This window comes from Coprococcus sp. RTP21204st1_G4_RTP21204_210225, assembly GCF_040915385.1.
Lineage (GTDB): Bacteria > Bacillota > Clostridia > Lachnospirales > Lachnospiraceae > Allocoprococcus > Allocoprococcus comes.
On the sequence record NZ_JBCPDP010000001.1, the window covers coordinates 232,638 to 251,173 of the forward strand.

The 18,536-nt window shown below is 43.2% G+C and carries 17 protein-coding genes, 1 tRNA gene and 1 riboswitch; of the genes, 1 reads left to right on the forward strand and 17 read right to left on the reverse strand.

The features are described 5' to 3' along the window. From AB5213_RS01135 to ilvD, 3 genes are all read right to left on the reverse strand, one after another. Positions 1-1,386, reverse strand: coding sequence for a sodium:alanine symporter family protein (locus AB5213_RS01135; protein ID WP_173692141.1), 1,386 nt, complete (start codon positions 1,384-1,386; stop codon positions 1-3). 120 nt (positions 1,387-1,506) lie between these two features. Next, the gene (locus AB5213_RS01140) at positions 1,507-2,553 is read right to left on the reverse strand and encodes an ornithine cyclodeaminase (RefSeq protein ID WP_008368757.1); all 1,047 of its coding nucleotides are present in this window, start codon (positions 2,551-2,553) and stop codon (positions 1,507-1,509) included. Then, positions 2,525-4,207, reverse strand: coding sequence for a dihydroxy-acid dehydratase (ilvD, locus tag AB5213_RS01145; RefSeq protein ID WP_368276225.1), 1,683 nt, complete (start codon positions 4,205-4,207; stop codon positions 2,525-2,527). Before ilvD ends, AB5213_RS01140 begins: the two co-directional genes overlap by 29 nt. Before the next feature lie 285 nt (positions 4,208-4,492). Between ilvD and AB5213_RS01150 the strand changes: the two genes are divergently transcribed. Next, the gene (locus AB5213_RS01150; protein WP_008368761.1) at positions 4,493-5,368 is read left to right on the forward strand and encodes a LysR family transcriptional regulator; all 876 of its coding nucleotides are present in this window, start codon (positions 4,493-4,495) and stop codon (positions 5,366-5,368) included. Positions 5,369-5,476: 108 nt separating this feature from the next. Here the strand turns inward: AB5213_RS01150 and AB5213_RS01155 are convergent, their stop codons facing one another. The 14 genes from AB5213_RS01155 to AB5213_RS01220 all read right to left on the reverse strand — a co-directional run bounded on the left by AB5213_RS01155 (position 5,477) and on the right by AB5213_RS01220 (position 18,533). Continuing rightward, positions 5,477-6,727, reverse strand: coding sequence for a saccharopine dehydrogenase family protein (locus AB5213_RS01155; RefSeq protein ID WP_368276226.1), 1,251 nt, complete (start codon positions 6,725-6,727; stop codon positions 5,477-5,479). A 414-nt stretch (positions 6,728-7,141) separates the two neighbouring features. Further along, positions 7,142-8,062 (reverse strand): TDT family transporter, encoded by a 921-nt coding sequence (locus AB5213_RS01160; protein WP_215633578.1) that lies wholly within the window; start codon positions 8,060-8,062, stop codon positions 7,142-7,144. Positions 8,063-8,109: 47 nt separating this feature from the next. Continuing rightward, positions 8,110-8,634 carry a C-GCAxxG-C-C family protein gene (locus AB5213_RS01165; protein ID WP_022220060.1) on the reverse strand — a complete coding sequence of 175 codons (525 nt, stop codon included), beginning with the start codon at positions 8,632-8,634 and terminating at the stop codon, positions 8,110-8,112. A gap of 241 nt (positions 8,635-8,875) precedes the next feature. Beyond that, complete coding sequence (locus AB5213_RS01170) at positions 8,876-9,007, reverse strand: hypothetical protein (RefSeq protein WP_271817264.1); 132 nt, start codon at positions 9,005-9,007, stop codon at positions 8,876-8,878. A gap of 88 nt (positions 9,008-9,095) precedes the next feature. Then, positions 9,096-9,365 carry a hypothetical protein gene (locus AB5213_RS01175; protein WP_215633579.1) on the reverse strand — a complete coding sequence of 90 codons (270 nt, stop codon included), beginning with the start codon at positions 9,363-9,365 and terminating at the stop codon, positions 9,096-9,098. A 185-nt stretch (positions 9,366-9,550) separates the two neighbouring features. Next, the gene (locus AB5213_RS01180) at positions 9,551-10,081 is read right to left on the reverse strand and encodes a hypothetical protein (protein ID WP_022220058.1); all 531 of its coding nucleotides are present in this window, start codon (positions 10,079-10,081) and stop codon (positions 9,551-9,553) included. Positions 10,082-10,104: 23 nt separating this feature from the next. Beyond that, positions 10,105-11,304, reverse strand: a complete 1,200-nt coding sequence (locus AB5213_RS01185; protein WP_215633580.1) for a sirohydrochlorin cobaltochelatase — start codon at positions 11,302-11,304, stop codon at positions 10,105-10,107. 206 nt (positions 11,305-11,510) lie between these two features. Then, positions 11,511-11,704: riboswitch (cobalamin riboswitch) on the reverse strand. Between the two features lie 42 nt (positions 11,705-11,746). Further along, positions 11,747-13,084, reverse strand: a complete 1,338-nt coding sequence (locus AB5213_RS01190) for an MATE family efflux transporter (protein WP_215633581.1) — start codon at positions 13,082-13,084, stop codon at positions 11,747-11,749. Positions 13,085-13,103: 19 nt separating this feature from the next. Further along, the gene (locus AB5213_RS01195) at positions 13,104-14,411 is read right to left on the reverse strand and encodes a Na+/H+ antiporter NhaC family protein (RefSeq protein ID WP_055296528.1); all 1,308 of its coding nucleotides are present in this window, start codon (positions 14,409-14,411) and stop codon (positions 13,104-13,106) included. 28 nt (positions 14,412-14,439) lie between these two features. Further along, on the reverse strand, positions 14,440-15,630 hold the full coding sequence (locus AB5213_RS01200) for a MalY/PatB family protein (protein WP_195255321.1): 1,191 nt from the start codon (positions 15,628-15,630) through the stop codon (positions 14,440-14,442). A 213-nt stretch (positions 15,631-15,843) separates the two neighbouring features. Continuing rightward, positions 15,844-16,818 (reverse strand): calcium/sodium antiporter, encoded by a 975-nt coding sequence (locus AB5213_RS01205; protein ID WP_022220053.1) that lies wholly within the window; start codon positions 16,816-16,818, stop codon positions 15,844-15,846. A gap of 127 nt (positions 16,819-16,945) precedes the next feature. After that, positions 16,946-17,575 (reverse strand): flavodoxin family protein, encoded by a 630-nt coding sequence (locus AB5213_RS01210; protein ID WP_175305867.1) that lies wholly within the window; start codon positions 17,573-17,575, stop codon positions 16,946-16,948. Positions 17,576-17,725: 150 nt separating this feature from the next. Further along, positions 17,726-17,798: transfer RNA gene (locus AB5213_RS01215), tRNA-Ala, on the reverse strand. Between the two features lie 57 nt (positions 17,799-17,855). Beyond that, complete coding sequence (locus tag AB5213_RS01220) at positions 17,856-18,533, reverse strand: HD domain-containing protein (protein ID WP_055155521.1); 678 nt, start codon at positions 18,531-18,533, stop codon at positions 17,856-17,858. Positions 18,534-18,536 lie beyond the last annotated feature (3 nt).

Sequence of the window (18,536 nt, forward strand, 5' to 3'; positions counted from 1 at the left end):
CTACTGTTTATTTTTTTCGTACTTCCTCAATTCCTCCAGTGCCTCTCCACCCATAGGATACAAAGTCACAATATTAAAAATCGTCATAAGTCCGATTCCCACATCGCCAAGATCCCATACAATATGATAAGCCGCAATTCCTCCGATAAAGAGCATCACAAGTGCGAGGATTTTATATGCTGTCTGCCAGCACCACTTATCCCCTAAAAGATATGCCACATTTCCTCTTGCATAAAACAGGATTCCAAGAAACGTTGAAAAGCTGAAAAGGAACAACGTAACCGCAATAAAGATCACGCCAAATTTACCGAGATGATAATTCATTGCTGTCTGCAAAAGCTCCATTCCTTCCAGTCCTGCTATCATCTTTTCCGGCACAAGAAGCATGATCATCGCCGTACAGCTGCAGATCACAATTGTATCTATAAATACACCCAATGCCTGTATAAATCCTGCTTTTACAGGCGTATCACATTCTGCAGCCGCAGCTGCGCATGGTGCTGATCCCGAACCCGCTTCGTTGGAAAATAACCCTCTTTTTACACCATTCATAAGAACTGCTCCGAACCCTCCGGCTGCTGCCTGACGGATCCCAAACGCTTCCTGGATAATCCGCTCAAATACACCCGGAAGGCTTCGGATATTCAACAAGATAATGACTATCGTAATCACAAAATAGCAGACTGCCATGATTGGAACCAGAATATCCAACACCTTTACTGTGGCATTTTTTCGCAGTACGATCACTGCCGCAACGGCTACCAGAATCACCGTCGTTAAAATTGGCGGAATCCCAAACGCATTTTCAAAAGAAGATGCAACCGAATTACTGATCACCTGACTGATCCCGGCCCAGCAGATAAGCCCTGAGATTGCAAAGAGCACCGCAATACAGACATGTTTCTTTGTCTTTCCTGTCCGTCTCTCTACATAATGATGCATATAATATGCCGGACCTCCGCGGTAGCCTCCGTAAAGCGGATCTTTTTCTTTATAAAGCTGTGCAAGTGTTGCCTCGATAAACGCAGTTGAAGAACCGATGATCGCTGTGATCCACATCCAGAATACCGCACCGGCACCGCCTGCGGAAACGGCAGCGACTACTCCAACCAGATTTCCCATTCCGACTCTCGTTGCAGTTGAGACGATCAGTGTCTGAAAGGTCGACAGACTGCCATCTTCCTTCTTTTTCCCGGTAAGCGCGCGAACCATATCTCCAAAAAGACGAACCGGCAAAAATCTTGTTCTGATCGTAAAATAGATTCCTGTGGGAATCAGTAAAATAATAAGCAGTGACACACCAAAAGAGGAACCTCCCGGAAGTGGTATCCTTAAAAGATCTCCCCATAAAAATTGGTATACTGCCTGAATCCATGTAGTTAGCATTTCTCTTGTTTCCTTTTCTTTAAATTATTGTTCTTGTTTATCTTATCACAAAGCTATTCTTTAAAATACCAAAAACACGGAAATATTCCGTGTTTTTTGTATTTACATCCTCTTTTTAGATTATTCTCCCCAGCGAAGTCCTTTTCCGGCTTCTACTGCCTTATCATAAATCACCTTTGCTGCCACCAAATCCTGCGCAGCAACTCCTACGGTTTCATATACGATAATTTCTTCGTCATTTTCACGTCCTTTGATCTTTCCATTGATCACATCTCCAAGACTTCCAAGCACATCCTCTTCTGTAATGATTCCCTCTGCAATCGGAATCAGAAGATCCCCCGTCTCTGAAAGCGCCGCCTCTTTTGAATCACAGATAATCTTAGATGCTCTCGGTAAAACTGCCGGATCCAGCTCATGCTTATGGGGCTCATAAGTACCTACGCAGCTGATGGTTGCACCGGCTTTTACCTTTGTTCCGTCAAATACCGGTTTTGCGGAAGGAGTCACTGTGATAATAAGATCTGCATCTTCGATACAGTCATCTGAATCCTTGGCCGGTATGATTTTTGCACCGTATTTAGCCAGTCCCTTCTGCATTTCTTCGGCAAATGCTTTGCATCTTTCTTCATTCAGGTCAAAGATCTTTACTTCTTCCAGCTTTCTTGCTGCGAGCATTGCCTCAAGTTGAGCTGCTGCCTGTCCCCCTGTACCGATCATTGCACCTTTTTTACATTCCTTTTTTCCAAGCAGATCAAATGCTGCACCGGAAGAGGCCCCCGTACGAAGCTGTGTCACATAAGTTCCATCCAGCATCGCGATCACATATCCCGTCTTTCCGTCGATCAGCATGGTCTGCGCCGGTGATGTCATCAGATTGTTATCGATATTGTGTGGAAAAATGTTGATCACCTTCATGGCTGCTGCATCTAATTCCGGAGCATAGGCCGGCATAAACAGAAATGCGCCGTCATATTTTCCATTGATGACTGTACGAAGCGGTGTATCTACCGTACCATCGACAACCATCTTAAATGCCTGCTTGTCCGCCTCGATCATATCTTTCATTGTAATTACACTTTTAATATCCTCTTTTGAAAGCAATAACATACCCGTTCTCTCCTTATCCATACCAATACTTTTATTCGTGATGATATCCGTAGTCTGCATCCAGTGCCCATGGCTGCATTGCACCGCCTTCTTCTGCCGGTCTGCAGTTCTGTGCGTAAATATTTAAAACACCCTTCTGCTGCTTAAGCGGCGGACGTACCCAGGATTTTCTTCTTTCTGCTAAGATCTCATCGGATACGAGAAGATTGACGGTTCCCCCTGCAATGTCCATCTCAATTTCATCACCATTTTCGATCAAAGCGATCACACCGCCGTCATAAGCTTCCGGAGAAACATGTCCGACGATTGCTCCGTAGTTGAATCCGGAGAAACGCGCGTCTGTGATAAGCCCGACCTTTTTATCAAGTCCAAGTCCGATCAGCGCATCGATACTAAGCATCAGCTCTTTCATACCCGGTGCTCCTTTACAGCCTTCATAGCGGATAACAAGAATGTCCCCCGCAACAATCTCACCTGCCATAATGGCTCTATATGCATCCTGATCGCATTCATACACTTTTGCCGCACCTTTGATGTATTTTACTTCTTCATATACTGCTGTCGGACGTACGATCGCTCCTGCCGGAGAAATATTTCCCCGCATGATTTTAAGTCCCGGTTCTTTTGCTACAGGATCTTCCAGCGAATGAATGACTTTATTTGGCGCGCTTTTCACAGAATCGAGGAGTTCACCCCAAGTTGTATCCCCGTAAATCGTCGGCGCATCGGTATGGATTTTACCGGCAAGCTGCTTCATGACCTGCTTTACACCGCCGGCATAATGAAAATCTACAACTGTATACGGTCCGCTTGGAATCACTGCATTGATGCAGTAAATTTCCTTCGCATACTTTTCAAAATCTGCCAGTGTAAGCTTGATACCAAGTTCATATGCGTATGCCAGGATATGCAGTACCGCATTGGTTGATCCTGCAACTGCCATATCAAACATGATCGCATTTTCCAGAACATCTTTGGTGATCAGATCTTTTGGTGTCTTTCCGGACCTGGCAAGCTGTACCATGTATTTTCCTGCTGTTCTTGCAGCACGAAGTCTTGCATTATCTGATGCAGGAATCGTAGATGTTCCCGGCATAACCAGGTTCAGCACCTCACCTAACATCTGCATCGTGTTCGCTGTTCCCATGGACGGGCAGGCACCGAATGACGGGCAGACGCTTTCTTCCATTTCAAATAACTCAGCTTCGGAAGCACCTGAGAATCTTGCCGCATCCAGATCTGCCTCTACAACTGTCTTCCCGCAGTAATTTCCGGCCTGCATTGATCCCCCGGTCACTACCAGAGCCGGAATATCCAGTCTGCACGCTGCCAGATAACATCCGGCAATGATCAGATCACAGGATGCCACACAGCAAATCGTATCGAAATTATGTATTCTGGATACAAATTCGATGGACATTGCCACGATATCTCTTCCTACCTGCTCATACTTCATCTCATCCGCACCATTTGCCACATTTCCGCAAGTAGCCGGGATTCCGAATTCTACCGGGATTCCACCTGCTGCCCAGATTCCCTCTTTTACAGCTTCTGTCACCTGGCGAAGATGCGCAGTTCCGGGAGAACCTGCCATGTAAGAATTCGGTATTCCGATATGCGGTTTCTGACGGATATCTTCATCCGAATATCCTGCCGCCTTCATCATAACACGGCGGTGTGCCGCTTCTGTTCCGTTCCAGTAATTGTATCCCATTATTCTTCTCCTTTAATTCATGATACACTTAAAATCCTTTGAATTTCATTCCCCTGTTCTATGCTATTCCAGTTTCCGGTCATTGAAAAGTCTGTAAAACTGATATCAGACTTCACTTTTTCTTAATACATTGTTAACTCTTTGATTTGCGCTTATATTTTCACTTTTTCTTATGTTTGATTTTAAAAAAATTTATAATAAAATCCCACAGATATTGATTATCTTCCTTATATTAAGTAAGATAGTAAAAGAGCATTGTTTATCAACACCACGGGAGGTTTCATCATGTCTAAATACGATGTGATTCTTGATGTCTATGAGAATCAGAGCATCTCAAAAGCTGCTCAAAAACACAACTACACACAGTCAGCTGTCAGCCAGACTATCCGCAATTATGAAAAAGAGATTGGTCTTAAGCTGTTCAAGCGTTCAAAAAACGGAATGGAAGCACTTCCCGGAACAGAACCCATCTTTGAAGAACTTATGCATATCCGCTCCGCCAATACACGGATCGATCAGATCGTCTCAAATATCAACAATCTGGACAGTGGCTTTATCCGCATCGGAACGGTGCAGAGCATTGCCTATAACTGGCTCCCCGGAGTACTGAAAAATTTTTCTGCCGAATACCCGAATATCACCTTTCGGCTCTATGTTGACGGATTTCAGAACCTGACGGAAAAGCTTCGCAAAAAAGAACTGGACTGTATCTTTGTTTCGCAATATGTCGCAAAGGATTTCCCAAATCTGCCTGTCGGCACCGACGAACTGGTTCTGGTTACCTCCTTGGACCATCCTCTTGCCGATCAGCTGACGGTATCTTTTGCCGATATTGACGGACAGGATTTTGTTCTCTCCGCCGATGATTTTGATTATGAAACCGGAAAATTATTCCGATTAAACCATATCACGCCTAACGTAAGATTTCGGATCAATGAAGACTATACTGCGATTAAAATGGTGGAACAGGGCTTTGGCATCACTGTACTTCCCAAACTTCTGCTCCATAATATTCCCTTCAACGTCTGTGTCCGTTCCTTTACCGAACACTTCCGCAGGAATCTGTCCGTAGCCTATCTGGATACACCTGAACTCTCTCCTGCACTTGATAAGTTTCTTACCTTTGTCACCAAATGGGCCAAAGAGTGTAAGTTGATCTGATTTCCTGTCACACACAAAACGGCACAAAGTTCTTCTATGACTTTGTACCGTTTTTGCGCGTAACTTTATTTTGTTTATTTTCTCAGACCATCTCTGAGCGCATCCAGATTATTTCTCTATAATTCCGTATTTATAACCACTTTCTTTCATTAATTCAAGGTATGGTTTCGGATCAAAATATTCCGGTGCATAGACCCCAGCTTCTTTCCAGATTCCTCTTCCGATCAGCTCCAGTGCAAGTGCTGCTCCAAATCCTGTCTGGGCGGTAACAGCCTGGGTTCCCCATCTTTCGATAGACTCCTGATTATCAAATGGCTGATACAAGAAGTATTCTTTTTCCTTTCCGTCTTTCTTTCCGATACACTGTACTCCGACCAGCATTTTTCCGGTCATCTCATCTCCGATATCTTTTGGCTGCGGTGCACAGGCTGCAACCACATCTCTTGGAACTACCTTCACATCCCCTACCTGCACCGGCTTGATACTGCGAAGTCCCAGCTTATCCAGCACCTTAAGTGCCGTGATCAGATTCTCATCAAGACTGATCTTGAAGGTTGCCTTTTTCAATCCATACTGGCTTAAGTAGCGTGCCATCGTCACAACCTCCTCATGCTCTACCTTTACCAGAGTATTTTTTCCTACTCCTTCCGGCATCTCATAGACTTCCTGCCCTGCAAATGCTTTTTCTACGATAAATCCGCCCTTCTCCTTATCATACTCAACATTCGGGTTCATTACCTCATCCAGCACGGTCCACACGTTGAATCCAAACATAATGTCATCCGGATCTGCACCCGGAACAGACAGATTTCCGCCGTCTTTTACATGAACTTCTGTTATTTCATCCAAAAGCTCTGTCGCCGCGTATTTTGCAAATACATTTACAACACCCGGATCGATTCCCATACAGATCACAGCCATATTCCCCTGCTTCTTCCAGGCTTCATGACGGTCAAAATTGTATTTTGTCATCGGTTCAGTATAGCTGTTCTCAATACCAAGTCCGTAAGCCGGATCTTCCATCGGAACCGACCAGGTTCCCATGCTTCCGTAATCTGCACCCGTTTTAAATGCAGCGTCAAAAATCATATTACTTGCAAAAGGTGGTGCTGCATCCATCACAAAATCAATCTTATGCTCCCGGATCAGTTCTGCCATTTCCTCTGTATTTGTTGCATCGATCTTAGAGGCTTCAAAACGGGAATCCCCCTTCATCATACCGACAACTTCCTCTGCCCTTTTCAGATCATAGTCGCAGACCAGTACATATTTCAGCCATTCTCCCTTTGGGTCTCTCCACTGCATTACTTTTAAAATACTTTCACCGACAGCACCGGCTCCTACAAGCATCATTCTCATCTTTTTTTCCTCCTGCTTTTCTTTTTCTTCTGTCAAATTTTATTCAAAAAATGCCCTTTCCCTTCTTCCTCGGATAATACTTTTGTATGCCACCACGTACTGCCTGCTAACAGTCTCATCTCATATTAGTGCCCATATAAAAAGGGCAGAAAAAAACAGATACACGAAAAAAATCGTTCATCTGTTTTCTCTGTCCTTTTACCAGTTGGTTCTAGCCTCGTAGGTGGTGCTTTCTTTGCACACTCTCCAAAGATTCGTCAGGTCGCCTTCCTTTTTGCCTGTCAGTTTCCACGAAAGGAAGATGTTACCTTACGTTTTGCTTCTTCGGCCCCTTGCGGTGTCTAGGACGTCCCTCATCCGACATATTCTTGATAAATTTAAGTTTACCCTTTTTTATCTGTCCGGTCAAATCTTTTATTTCTTTCCTCCGAAAATAGCCCCCATAAAACGAACATAAGTATAAACAACAAGTGCTGCTGCAATAATTGTCTCGATCAGAACTACATACTGAAGAAATGGCATTGGATGTCCCATATTTGCTGCACATGCCATAGTTTGTTTAGTTGCGATCGCACTGATAACAAATGGGAATGTGAAGGCTGCATAGCTTGGGAAGAATGGCATCTTCAGATATCCCACTGCTTTTACCAGGGCAAAAATATAAATAACCGTTGCAACTACAAACATTGCCATCAGGAAACCGTATGATTTCGGTGTTACGGACTGTACATAACCTGCAATACACAGGCTGGTCGGTGCTGCGTAGATACAGATCAGCGGTTTTGCCGGATCCGGCACTTCTTTAAACTTCACATAACGATAGGTTACAAGTACAAGAAGTACGATCAGTGTTACAAATCCAAACCAGAATGCTGCGGTTCCGATTCCAAGTTGCTCATAAGCCGGTGCTGTAACAGCCGCTACAGCAATTCCTACATATACAATATAATAGCTTGCAAATACTTTCGGCATCTGAAGTTTCAGAACAAACTTCACCGTAAAGTATATGATCAGAATGATGTGAAGAATGATTGCCAGAAGCCATATGTAATAAGCTGCCTTTCCGATAAACGGTTTTACATAAGTGCTGAGAATCATAAGTGCCATCGGAAACGTTCCTGATACGCTTGCCATGATCGGATTTCCCATATCTTCTTTCACTGCTCCTAGGAACATGATCAGCTTCAAAAGCACCAGTATCAGAAGAAATGCTGCGAATATACCGCATACATAACGGATTCCTTCTGAATAGCTCTGAAGTAGATTTCCAAGTGCTGCCGCGCCAAGCATGACTCCGCAAAGCGGAATCGGTACTTTCTTAATTACGTCTTTCATTGTTTCTTTCCCTTTCTCTCATCAAGCGGCTGTCGTTACCACTTTATTTAGATATCTGCAATTTTTCTTCTTTCGCACGGTTCATCAATTTCATCCAGATTCTTGATACCAAGCTCACGACAGACGATCTGCGCTACCTTCCATGCACAAAGTCCTGTAAAATAGATACACTGTTCTTTGTGTTCACCCTGTCCCATATTGAATTCCTTTGTAAGAACTCTGCAGCAGATTGCATTTTTACCATTTGCCTTCTTGAACCAGTCATGAAGCTCGTGCGTAAGCTCCATACATTTGATACTCTTCGGGTTGGTCGGTCCATCCTGTTCGGTACGGCCGAAGAACATTCCAAGTGCAAGAATTCCTCCGTTAAATGCACCGCAGACACATCCTGATTTTCCTGCTCCTACTGCCATTCCGGATGCCATAGCTACAACCTCTTTCGGCACATCCAGTTTGAATTCATCGCGGATCGTGCTGACCAGAGCTTCACAGCAGTAATATCCATCTTTAAAACATTTCTCTGCCTTTCTCTGCACCTCTCTTGGACTGATTTCTGTTACCCCAATATTCATTTTCAAATCCTCCTGTAAAAAATATATTTGTGCCAGCACGATTATTTGTATATTTTGCCAGCATCCATGTATTACCATTATATTCTTTTATACATTTTATTCAAATTCAATTTTTCTATAAATATTCCATTATTATAGTCATCATCTATTTCCATGGAATTGTCGACAAAAAAGCCACAAACTATACTCCGCTTTTTCATGCATTCTGTATAGTTTGTGACTTACCCGCAACTTTTCGTTACTACTTATCAACTTTTTTCTTATCGTGTAATCTCTCCTGAGCGAATCTTTTGCAGCCATTCCTGTACGTGTTTCCGGAAACACTGCACGCCTGTGCGATCGTCAGAAATATTTTCAAATCATGAATATCCATCTATTTTCTCCCTCTTTTACTCATATTTCTATTATAACACACTTCGTTTGTTTTTCCTAACCACCCATTCAACACTTTTAACCGAAAATTAAATCCAGTTACAGTCTCCACCGGTAATTGCAAGACTCAGAAGTCCATCCATTTTCTCTACTTCTTTTTCACCGATGATCTTTTCCAGTAATTCTGCCGTGTCCAGAGCATCTTCCATGGATTCGTCTGGTCCTATCTCATAGTCGATCTCTGCCTCACATTCCGGACATGGGATCCGGTTCATTGTCTGTAAGGATAAGAAACGGTTTCCACATTTTTTACATTCATAAAATCCACACTCTTTTGTGCCATCTGGTACGTAGTACATCGTATTTTAACTTCCTCTCCACATTTTAGTTTTTATATACAAAACATTCTCTCTTTTGTATGATCTTCCACTGCCTAGTATACACTATCTGACATATAAAAGTATAGTGTTATCCAGTTCATACCCAAGCAAAAAAAGGACCATTTCCCATTTCTCAGGGAAACAGTCCTTTCACTTATCTTCAATTATTCTTCGACTTTCACCGGATTGGTCACACTTACCTTATGATCATACCAGACTCCTTTTTTTCCGAGCAGAGCCACATCAAATTCTTTATCCAGTTCAGGAACCGGAATATCAAATCCATAAACTTCTTCTGTTGCACCGTCGCTATAGGTTACCGTATCTGTTGTAGGTTCCAGAAGTTCTGCACCATCTTTCTGTGCATCTTCGGATGTTCCTTCAAACAGGTTGACGATCTTCTTAGAAACCAGGCTGACATGGATCGTCATTTTCCCGTCTTTTACTGTGAGTGTTCCTTTTCCGTCATTCGCTTCATTTACATGAAACATTCCGCTGTCAGTCTTGAACTCTGCTGTGTAGGTTCCGTCTTCAAGCTCACACTCTGTCTGTTCCTCTGTTTCCTCTTCTTTAGCAGAAGAGCTTTCTGCTGTCTTTGCTTTCGTATCTGATGTGTCTGATTTTGCACCGCATCCGCTCATCATTCCCACTGCCATTACAGCAGATAATACCAATACTAACAGTTTCTTTTTCATCTTATAAATCCCTCTTTTTTTATTTATTCTGCATCAATTGCAGCCTGTGTATGTGCCACATAAAGCTGCTGGATCGCATCGATCTCACCAAGACCTGCAATCTGTGTATCAATACTGTCAAATACTCCGGATGCTTCAAACTGGCTCTTCCAAGAATCGTCATCATCGCCTGCCATATCGTTGTTTGCATGATCTCCTGCTACAACCATCAGTGGACGAAGAATTACTTTCTTGTATCCTGCATCTTTCAGCTTTTCAATTACTGCTTCACAAGCGGTATCTTCCGGTTCGCCTTCTACGGTTCCGATAAATACATTCTCATAACCAAGCTGTTCCATCTGTGCCTGCATCTGAGAATAGCTGATCTTTGCTGTGTGTGAAGTTCCATGTCCCATAAATACAAATGCGGTTCCCTCTTCTTTTGCCGCATCCAGGCTGTCAAATCCAGCTGTCTTTACAGCTTCTGCTGTAATTGCTTCTGCAACAGCTGCTTTATCCTCATTGATCGCTGTTTCATCCGCTCCGACTTCACCGAGAAGTGGTTCTGCAATTTTTACAGATTCAAATTTATCTTTGTAGTTCTCAACTGCTTCTGTCAGTTCATCATACTCGGCACCATGCATCAGATGTGTCGGCTGTACGACCAGGTTCTTAACCCCGTTGTCGACTGCTCTTTCCAGTGCCTGATCCATATTGTCGATCTTCTCATCATCACGGGCCTGTACATGGTTGATGATGATCTGTGCTGTAAATGCTCTTCTTACAGACCAGTCCGGATATGCTGCCTGAAGTGCTTTTTCCACACCACCGATATCCTCTGCACGGCTGTCATTAAAAGATGTACCAAAGCTTACAACCAGAATTTCATTTTCTCCGATGTTATCTTCGTTCAGCGGATCATCTTTCGATGCATCGCCTGTATCCCTTCCAAAATAATCCGGATCAGCGTTCTCGCCTTCTACCAGTTCTTTCTGTGCATCAGTAAGCTTATCCCAGGCTTCTTTTGCAGCCTTACACTGTTCATCTGTCTTGTCTGTTCTTTCCTGCACATAAATGTCATCGATCAGCTTTGCCACTTTGTCTGCTGCCTCCTGATCGCTGTCTTCGGATGTTTCTTCTGTCTTTGTAGAAGAAGTGTCCTCTGTCTTCTTGCTTCCACATCCAGTCATCATAGACACCGTAAGTGCTGTTGCCAGTAATGCTACTAATACTCGTTTCTTCATCTTGATCCTCCCTGACTTTTTTGTCATACTTTCAGGAATCGGAATGATATTCATTACACTTTACAGCATATTTTTTGTAAACAAAAAAATCCCCCGTATCTAAATTTAACGAGGGCGTACAAAAAAGAAACTGACATTTTGCCCTCGCAAAATCAGTCTGAAGTTTCTATCTTTCGTACTGCCAGTTACTCGTGGCATGAACTTTCCGTTCCTGTACTGCGAAAGGCAGGTCTCCCGACTGATTGCTCAGACGCTTGTGGCTTTCCTTCCCGGTCTCCCAGTGGTATGACAGCCTAAGCTTGCAAATTACGGTGACGAGTTCATACAGGACTTGCACCTGTTTCCCTTTTCACCAATCCAGACATTCCGTCTGATTGACACCTTACGCATCTGTATTTATTTTTCTAAACAAGCCTATTCTAGCACAGGCGTATGAATAGTGTCAAGAAAGGCTTGTCTGCTTCAGCACCGGCATCCGGAAAATCTGCACGATCAGCGGAATCACCATAACAAACCACACAATCGGCTCCGCAATGATAACCCCCGTGTATCCAAGATGTGGAACCAGTGTAAATGCGATTACAATTTTTCCAAGCATCTCAAGTGTACTTGATACGATCGGTGTAATATGGTCATCCAGTCCCTGCATGGCATTTCGCACAATGCAGATTACTGCTGTTACATAATAAAACAATGTATCAAATTTCAGATATCTGGTCGCATTTAAGATCACATTTTCATTATGTGTACCTGTTACCAGATAGACCAGTTTATCTCCAATCGTGTAGCTTGCCACGATCACAAGTGTACACCAGATACAAGTATAGAAAATCGCAAGCCAGATCCCTTTTTTGATCCGGTCGATCTTTCCTGCTCCAAGGTTCTGTCCACAGTAGGTCGCCATCGTATTTCCAAATACTGTAAACATAATCATGAACATTTCAGTCAGCTTCCGGGCCGCTGTCTGTGCTACGATATAATCATTCCCAAGTTTATTGATCGCTGTCTGAAGCGTCAGGGAACCGATATTGATCAGAGAGCTCATGAATCCCATGGACATTCCCGCACTCAGCATATTTTTCACCATAACCGAATTCGGATCTTTGAAATCTTCCCGGCTAAGTCTTAACAGTTCATATCTCTTTACCATATAAATCCAGCACACAACAAACGCGATTGCCTGTGCCAGTACCGTTGCGATCGCAGCTCCCCGCACTCCGCTTTTCAGCACTACGACAAAAAGCAGATCCCCAACAATATTCAGTGCAACTGAGATTGCCAGGATCACAAGTGGCGTCACGGTATCTCCGAGTGACCGGAGTGCAGCCGCGCAGGCATCATAGAGAAATGTCGCCACAAGCCCTGCAATGATCACGAAAATATAGCTTTTTGCCGTTGCCATCAGATCTGACGGAACATTCAGTATATTTAAGATCGGCTGTAAAAATAACAATCCGAACACCGTAAAAAATATTGCAATTCCTGTACCCATGGTCAGCGACATTGCGAATGATTTCTTCACATTTTTATAATCCTTTGCACCGAATTTCTGTGCAATAATAATCGCGAATCCCCCCGAAAGTCCCTGCAAGAATCCAATGATCAGATTACTTAAGGTTGTGGTCGCGCCGACAGCCGCCAGCGCATCCTCTCCCAGGAAAGTTCCGACAATTCTGGTATCCACAAGACTGTATGTAAGCTGCAGAAGATTTGCGAAAAAGATCGGCAGCGCAAAAGCCAGTATCAGTGTGGATGGTTTTCCTTTTGTTAGATCTTTCATATTTTAAATTTCATCCTGTCTAATTTTTCTTGTCCATCAATCCGAACTGTATCGTAACGCAGGTCGCAATAATCAGTCCAAACATATAGAACGAATATTTCAGTACATTAAGCGGTGATACATCAGCAAGTGCCGTAATCATCAGCATACCACCATCATGTGGCATCAGTGCAATAAATGCGCAGGCAAAGATATCCACCAGACTGGCAAGTCTCTTCGGTGCGATCTTATATTTTTCCCCGATTTCTTTTGCGATCGGACAGGTAACAATGATTGCGATCGTATTATTTACCATAGCTGCGGAAAGGATACCTGACATCAGTCCGATTCCATATTCCGCACCACGTCTGCTCTTGATCTTGCTGCTGATTGCGCCCACCAGCCATTCAACACCGCCATATTCACGTACAAGACCGATAATACCAGATACTAAAATCGCAACGATACTGATGCTGAACATATCGCTCATGCCACTTCCAATTGCCTGGATCCATTCAAAAAATCCACAGCTTCCAACACAAAGTCCAATGATACCGGATGCAAGTATTCCTACAAAAAGGACTACTGCAACATTAACTCCCATAAGTGCCGCAATTAGAACAATAAAATAAGGAAGGACTTCGATGATACTATAGCTTCCTGCTTCGATTGCTCCGCTTCCGACTCCGCCAAAAATCGAGTACAGGATCATTGCCACAATTGCCGCTGGAAGAGCAATGAAAAAGTTCATTTTAAATTTGTCTTTCATCTCAGAACCACATCCTTCTGCTGCAGAAATGGTTGTATCTGAAATCATGGAAAGGTTATCTCCAAAATAAGATCCCCCGATCACTGCCGCACCGACTACCGCAACATTTAAATGCGCTCCCTGTGCCACATTGATCGCAATCGGAGCCATCGCTGCAATCGTTCCCATGGATGTTCCGATCGATGTAGAAATAAAGCAGCACATCAAAAATACACCCGGAACCAAAAGTTTCACCGGAATAAAATGCAGACAGAGATTCACAACCGAATCTTTTCCGCCCATTGCCGCTGCTGCTCCCTGGAATCCACCAGCCATCAGGTAGATCAGAACGATCATCATAACTCCTGAATTTCCCATGCTCGTTGTCATAATATTCAGCTTATCCTGTACACCAATGCCACGGTTAAGGAGAAGTGCTACCGCACACCCTGCAAGAAGTGCGACGTGACGCGGGAACTTTCCGAACGGTTCGTCTGCTCCAAGCAGTGTAAATGTAATCCCGCACCCTACATAACATACCAGAAATACAATCAATGGGAGAAATGCCACTGCCCCCATATTTTTCTTTTGTCTGTCCATCTTTTTTCCTCTCAATCCTTTTTTTATATTATTTTGCTGCCAGATGCTTATCCAGTGCGTCTTTCAGCTGTGTCAGTGCCTGCTTTACAGTCGCACGAGGGCAGGCAACATTGAATCTTTCGAACTGCGCCGTCTCAGGTCCAAAGATAATTCCCGAATCCAGCCACAATTTCGCTTCCTCCAGCATCAGATGTTCCAGCTCTTCATTGCTGAATCCGTACCCGGAGAAATCAACCCATACCAGATAGGTTCCTTCCGGCTCTACCATCTTCGCCTTCGGGAAATTCTCTTTTACGAACTTGCTCATGTACTGTACATTTTCGTAAATATACTGTACCAGTTCATCTACCCACCCGGCACCTTTGGTGTAGCATACCTTGACAGCAAGCTGTCCCATCAGGCTTCCTTGGCTGTAAGCGGCCTGTGTATTCGCCCACTGGTATTTTTTTCGCAGCTCTTCGTTTGGAATGATAATATTTGCCGGCTGAAGTCCTGCCACGTTGAAAGTTTTTCCAGGAGAACTGTAAAGTGCAAAGATCTGACGGTATTTTTCATCCAGATTCATACAGCTTGTGAACGTATGTCCCGGGAAAATGAAATCACAGTGCATCTCGTCCACCATCCAGGTCACGTTGTATTTCAGGCAAATCTCTGCAACTCTCTCCAGTTCTTCTCTTGTCCAGACCCTGCCGACCGGGTTGTGCGGATTACAGAAGATCAGCGCTTTTACGCCTTCCTCCCGAATCATTTTTTCCATCTTTTCAAAATCAATTGAATAATGATTATTCTCATAGCGAAGCTGGCAGTTCACCAGTCTTCTTCCGTCATTCTTGATGACTTCGCTGAACGGATAGTATACCGGCTGCATAACCATCATGGCATCTCCCTTTTCGGTAAATGCTCTTACGCTTGTTCCGAGTGCATAGACGATTCCGGCTCCAAGTGTTACCCAGTCCGGCTCGATTGTATAACCATAGCGGGTTGAGAACCAGTGGTTCATCGCTGCAAAATATTCATCCAGTGGATCGGTATAACCAAAGATTCCATGATCGATCCTCTTGTGAAATTCATCCAAAATCTCATCCGGCAGACGGAAATCCATGTCTGCCACCCAGAGCGGAAGCAGATCATCTCTTCCCTTTCGTTTCATTCCAAAATCATATTTCAAACAATCCGTTCCATGTCTGTCAATTACTTCATCAAAATTGTATTTTCCCATCTTATGCCTTCCTCCTTTTCGCAAAATTCTCTCGTTTTTTATACCTCTTTTTGTTAGACATGTCAATGTTTTTTCTATGGAAGTATAAAATAGAATGTACACTGACCCAATAAAAATAGCTGTGGATTGAACCGACTTCCAATCGTTAGAATTTAGGTCTAACTTTTGGGGCAGGTTTCATCCACAGCCATTTTTCCTTATGATTCTTTTATTTTATCGTATGCAAATATATGCCATATACACTGCATACATTCCAAGCATCGTAGCGCCTTCTCTTCGGTCAATCATTTTTGAAGTCCATGCAAACACCAGAACAACAAGACTCATCGCAATCAGTACAACCGTATCAATGATATTATCGGTAAGAAATTTCACTGGACTGATGGCAGCTGCAACTCCAAGTACCAACAGGATATTGAAAATATTAGAACCAATCACATTTCCGAGTGCCATATCCACTTCATTCTTTCTTGCCGCAACAATCGATGTTACAAGTTCCGGAAGACTGGTTCCCATCGCAACGATGGTAAGTCCGATAAGTGTCTGACTGAGTCCGAATGCGCTTGCAAGTGCCGAAGCACTGTCTACAACAAAATCACCGCCAAACTTGATTGCGATCATGCCGCCAACAATAAATAACGCACATTTCCAAAGTGGCAGGATCTGAATTTCTTCGTCTACTAATTCTCCCTCTTCGAGCATCATCTGACTTTCCTTGTGTGCTGCTCTTGCTTTCTTGGCAGAACCAATCATCCAGATCAGATAAGCTGCAAAAATAAGGAGAAATACACCGCCATCTAAATGTCCTAAAAGCATCCCGACATATCCAAGCACCATCAGCAAGGCCGCACAGATAATTGATAATGGAAACTCTTTTTTCAATGTATCTTTTTTTATCGTAAGAGGTGCAAATAACGCACAAGCTCCACAAACAACCATCAAGTTGAAAATATTCGATCCGACAACATTACTTACCGCAAGTGAGTTATTTCCTGTCAGGGATGCCGTTACACTGACCGCACATTCCGGAAGGCTGGTTCCCATTGCAACGATGGTCATACCGATGATCATCGATGGAACATGAAGCTGCTTCGCAACAGAAGAACTTCCTTCTACAAAATAATCTGCTCCTTTCATCAATAGAGCAAACCCTATAATTAAAATAATGATTGATTTTATAAGTGCCATGACCAAAACCTCTCTTTTAAATACTTCCTACCAAATTGCAACTTCCACTATAAAACAAGAAAATTTGGCTGTCAACTCTAAAGGCAGGGATTCGTGATATTTCACAAATCCCTGCCTTTTACTTGTTCTACCGAATAAAATTTGTCGGAATCTTTGCTTCTTTTTCCGGAAGTCCAAACTGCTCTTTTCCAAGTGCAATACTCTTCATAAGGAAAGTCATATTTCTTGCAAGTGTACGCATCGTCTGCCTTCCTTCCTCATCCTTTTCGGCCTCTCCCGGTGCTGCCCCATGGATGCTGTTCCAGTACTGGCTGGATACAACCGGCATTCCGGAAATGGTAAAATATTTGTTCAGCTCATCAAATGTCGCAGAACATCCGCCACGTCTTGCACAGGCAACGCTTGCTCCCACTTTCATCGTTTTATCAAAATGACTGCTGTAGAACAGTCTGTCAAGACAGGCGATCAGAGTTGCATTTGCAGACGCATAGTACACCGGACTTGCGATTACAAGACCATCTGCTGCCTCAAATTTGGTTGCCATCTCATTCACCACATCATCAAAAACACATTTGCCTTTTTCGTAGCAGGAACCACAGGCAATACAGCCACGGACTGCCTGGTTTCCGATTACAATATTTTCTACTTCTATACCATTTTCTTTGAAAACATTTTCCATCTCGCGAAGTGCAATGGCTGTGTTACCATTTGCTTTCGGGCTTCCGTTGAGCATAAGTACTTTTAAATTTTCTTTCATGATAAACTCTTCCTTTCTGGTAATCATACCATCTTGTTTTACTATGATTTTATTTTCCTCTTTTTTTCTTTTCTCTGCAAGATGGAAATGATGATATATTTTTTAGCACACAAAAATGCAGCAGATTTCTCTGCTGCACTTCTTATAAAGTGGAGAATACGAGATTCGAACTCGTGACCTCCTGCTTGCAAGGCAGGCGCTCTCCCAACTGAGCTAATCCCCCATATGACGTTTGCGACTTAATAAAAGTATCACAAACATCTTTTTTTGTCAACTGTATTTATAAAACTTTTCGACCATTCACCGTCAGCTTAAAAGTTGTTCCCAGCACTTCCGCGGATTTTCTGCAAAGCATCATTCTCTCCAGAAAAATCTCAAAGTAATCATACATGGAACAAATATTTTCATCAATCTGAAGATTAAGTGCAATAACCGACCTATCTTTTGCGATCTTAAGTTTTGAATCTGTAACCGCATAATTGACACGATCATGAATGTCAAAAGCTGATTGCTCTTTTTGACGCACCCGGCTTCTTCTTACATCTGTTTTATCAGCTATGATGAGAGCCGCAGATATCACATCTTCCGGATCCCCGGTTGATTCATCATGGTTCCCGATTGCCGACATCACCGTAATCCGGTCTTCCAGAGACATATCTGTATCCTTTAGCAGATCGTTTGCGAGAAGTGCCCCGTACTCTGCATGGTGCGTTCTGTTAATGGCATTCCCGATATCATGCATATACCCTGCAATTTTGACAAGTTCCACTTCATGTTCTGAATATCCAAATCGCTCCAGAATTTTTCCTGCCTGATGAGCTACCTGCACGCAATGCGCCTGCGAATGGTCTGTAAATCCAAGCTGTCCAAGATTTGCATTTCCCTTTTCCAGATATGCATTGATTTCCTTATTTTTTACTATTTCCTTGTATTTCAAATATTCTATTGCCTCTTTCATTTT

Coding starts and splice junctions, on each gene's coding strand:
- AB5213_RS01135 (WP_173692141.1), bottom strand. CDS start 1,386: ATGCTAACTACATGGATTCAGGCAGTATACCAATTTTTATGGGGAGAT.
- AB5213_RS01140 (WP_008368757.1), bottom strand. CDS start 2,553: ATGCAGACTACGGATATCATCACGAATAAAAGTATTGGTATGGATAAG.
- ilvD (WP_368276225.1), bottom strand. CDS start 4,207: ATGGGATACAATTACTGGAACGGAACAGAAGCGGCACACCGCCGTGTT.
- AB5213_RS01150 (WP_008368761.1), top strand. CDS start 4,493: ATGTCTAAATACGATGTGATTCTTGATGTCTATGAGAATCAGAGCATC.
- AB5213_RS01155 (WP_368276226.1), bottom strand. CDS start 6,727: ATGAGAATGATGCTTGTAGGAGCCGGTGCTGTCGGTGAAAGTATTTTA.
- AB5213_RS01160 (WP_215633578.1), bottom strand. CDS start 8,062: ATGAAAGACGTAATTAAGAAAGTACCGATTCCGCTTTGCGGAGTCATG.
- AB5213_RS01165 (WP_022220060.1), bottom strand. CDS start 8,634: ATGAATATTGGGGTAACAGAAATCAGTCCAAGAGAGGTGCAGAGAAAG.
- AB5213_RS01170 (WP_271817264.1), bottom strand. CDS start 9,007: ATGGATATTCATGATTTGAAAATATTTCTGACGATCGCACAGGCGTGC.
- AB5213_RS01175 (WP_215633579.1), bottom strand. CDS start 9,365: ATGTACTACGTACCAGATGGCACAAAAGAGTGTGGATTTTATGAATGT.
- AB5213_RS01180 (WP_022220058.1), bottom strand. CDS start 10,081: ATGAAAAAGAAACTGTTAGTATTGGTATTATCTGCTGTAATGGCAGTG.
- AB5213_RS01185 (WP_215633580.1), bottom strand. CDS start 11,304: ATGAAGAAACGAGTATTAGTAGCATTACTGGCAACAGCACTTACGGTG.
- AB5213_RS01190 (WP_215633581.1), bottom strand. CDS start 13,084: ATGAAAGATCTAACAAAAGGAAAACCATCCACACTGATACTGGCTTTT.
- AB5213_RS01195 (WP_055296528.1), bottom strand. CDS start 14,411: ATGGACAGACAAAAGAAAAATATGGGGGCAGTGGCATTTCTCCCATTG.
- AB5213_RS01200 (WP_195255321.1), bottom strand. CDS start 15,630: ATGGGAAAATACAATTTTGATGAAGTAATTGACAGACATGGAACGGAT.
- AB5213_RS01205 (WP_022220053.1), bottom strand. CDS start 16,818: ATGGCACTTATAAAATCAATCATTATTTTAATTATAGGGTTTGCTCTA.
- AB5213_RS01210 (WP_175305867.1), bottom strand. CDS start 17,575: ATGAAAGAAAATTTAAAAGTACTTATGCTCAACGGAAGCCCGAAAGCA.
- AB5213_RS01220 (WP_055155521.1), bottom strand. CDS start 18,533: ATGAAAGAGGCAATAGAATATTTGAAATACAAGGAAATAGTAAAAAAT.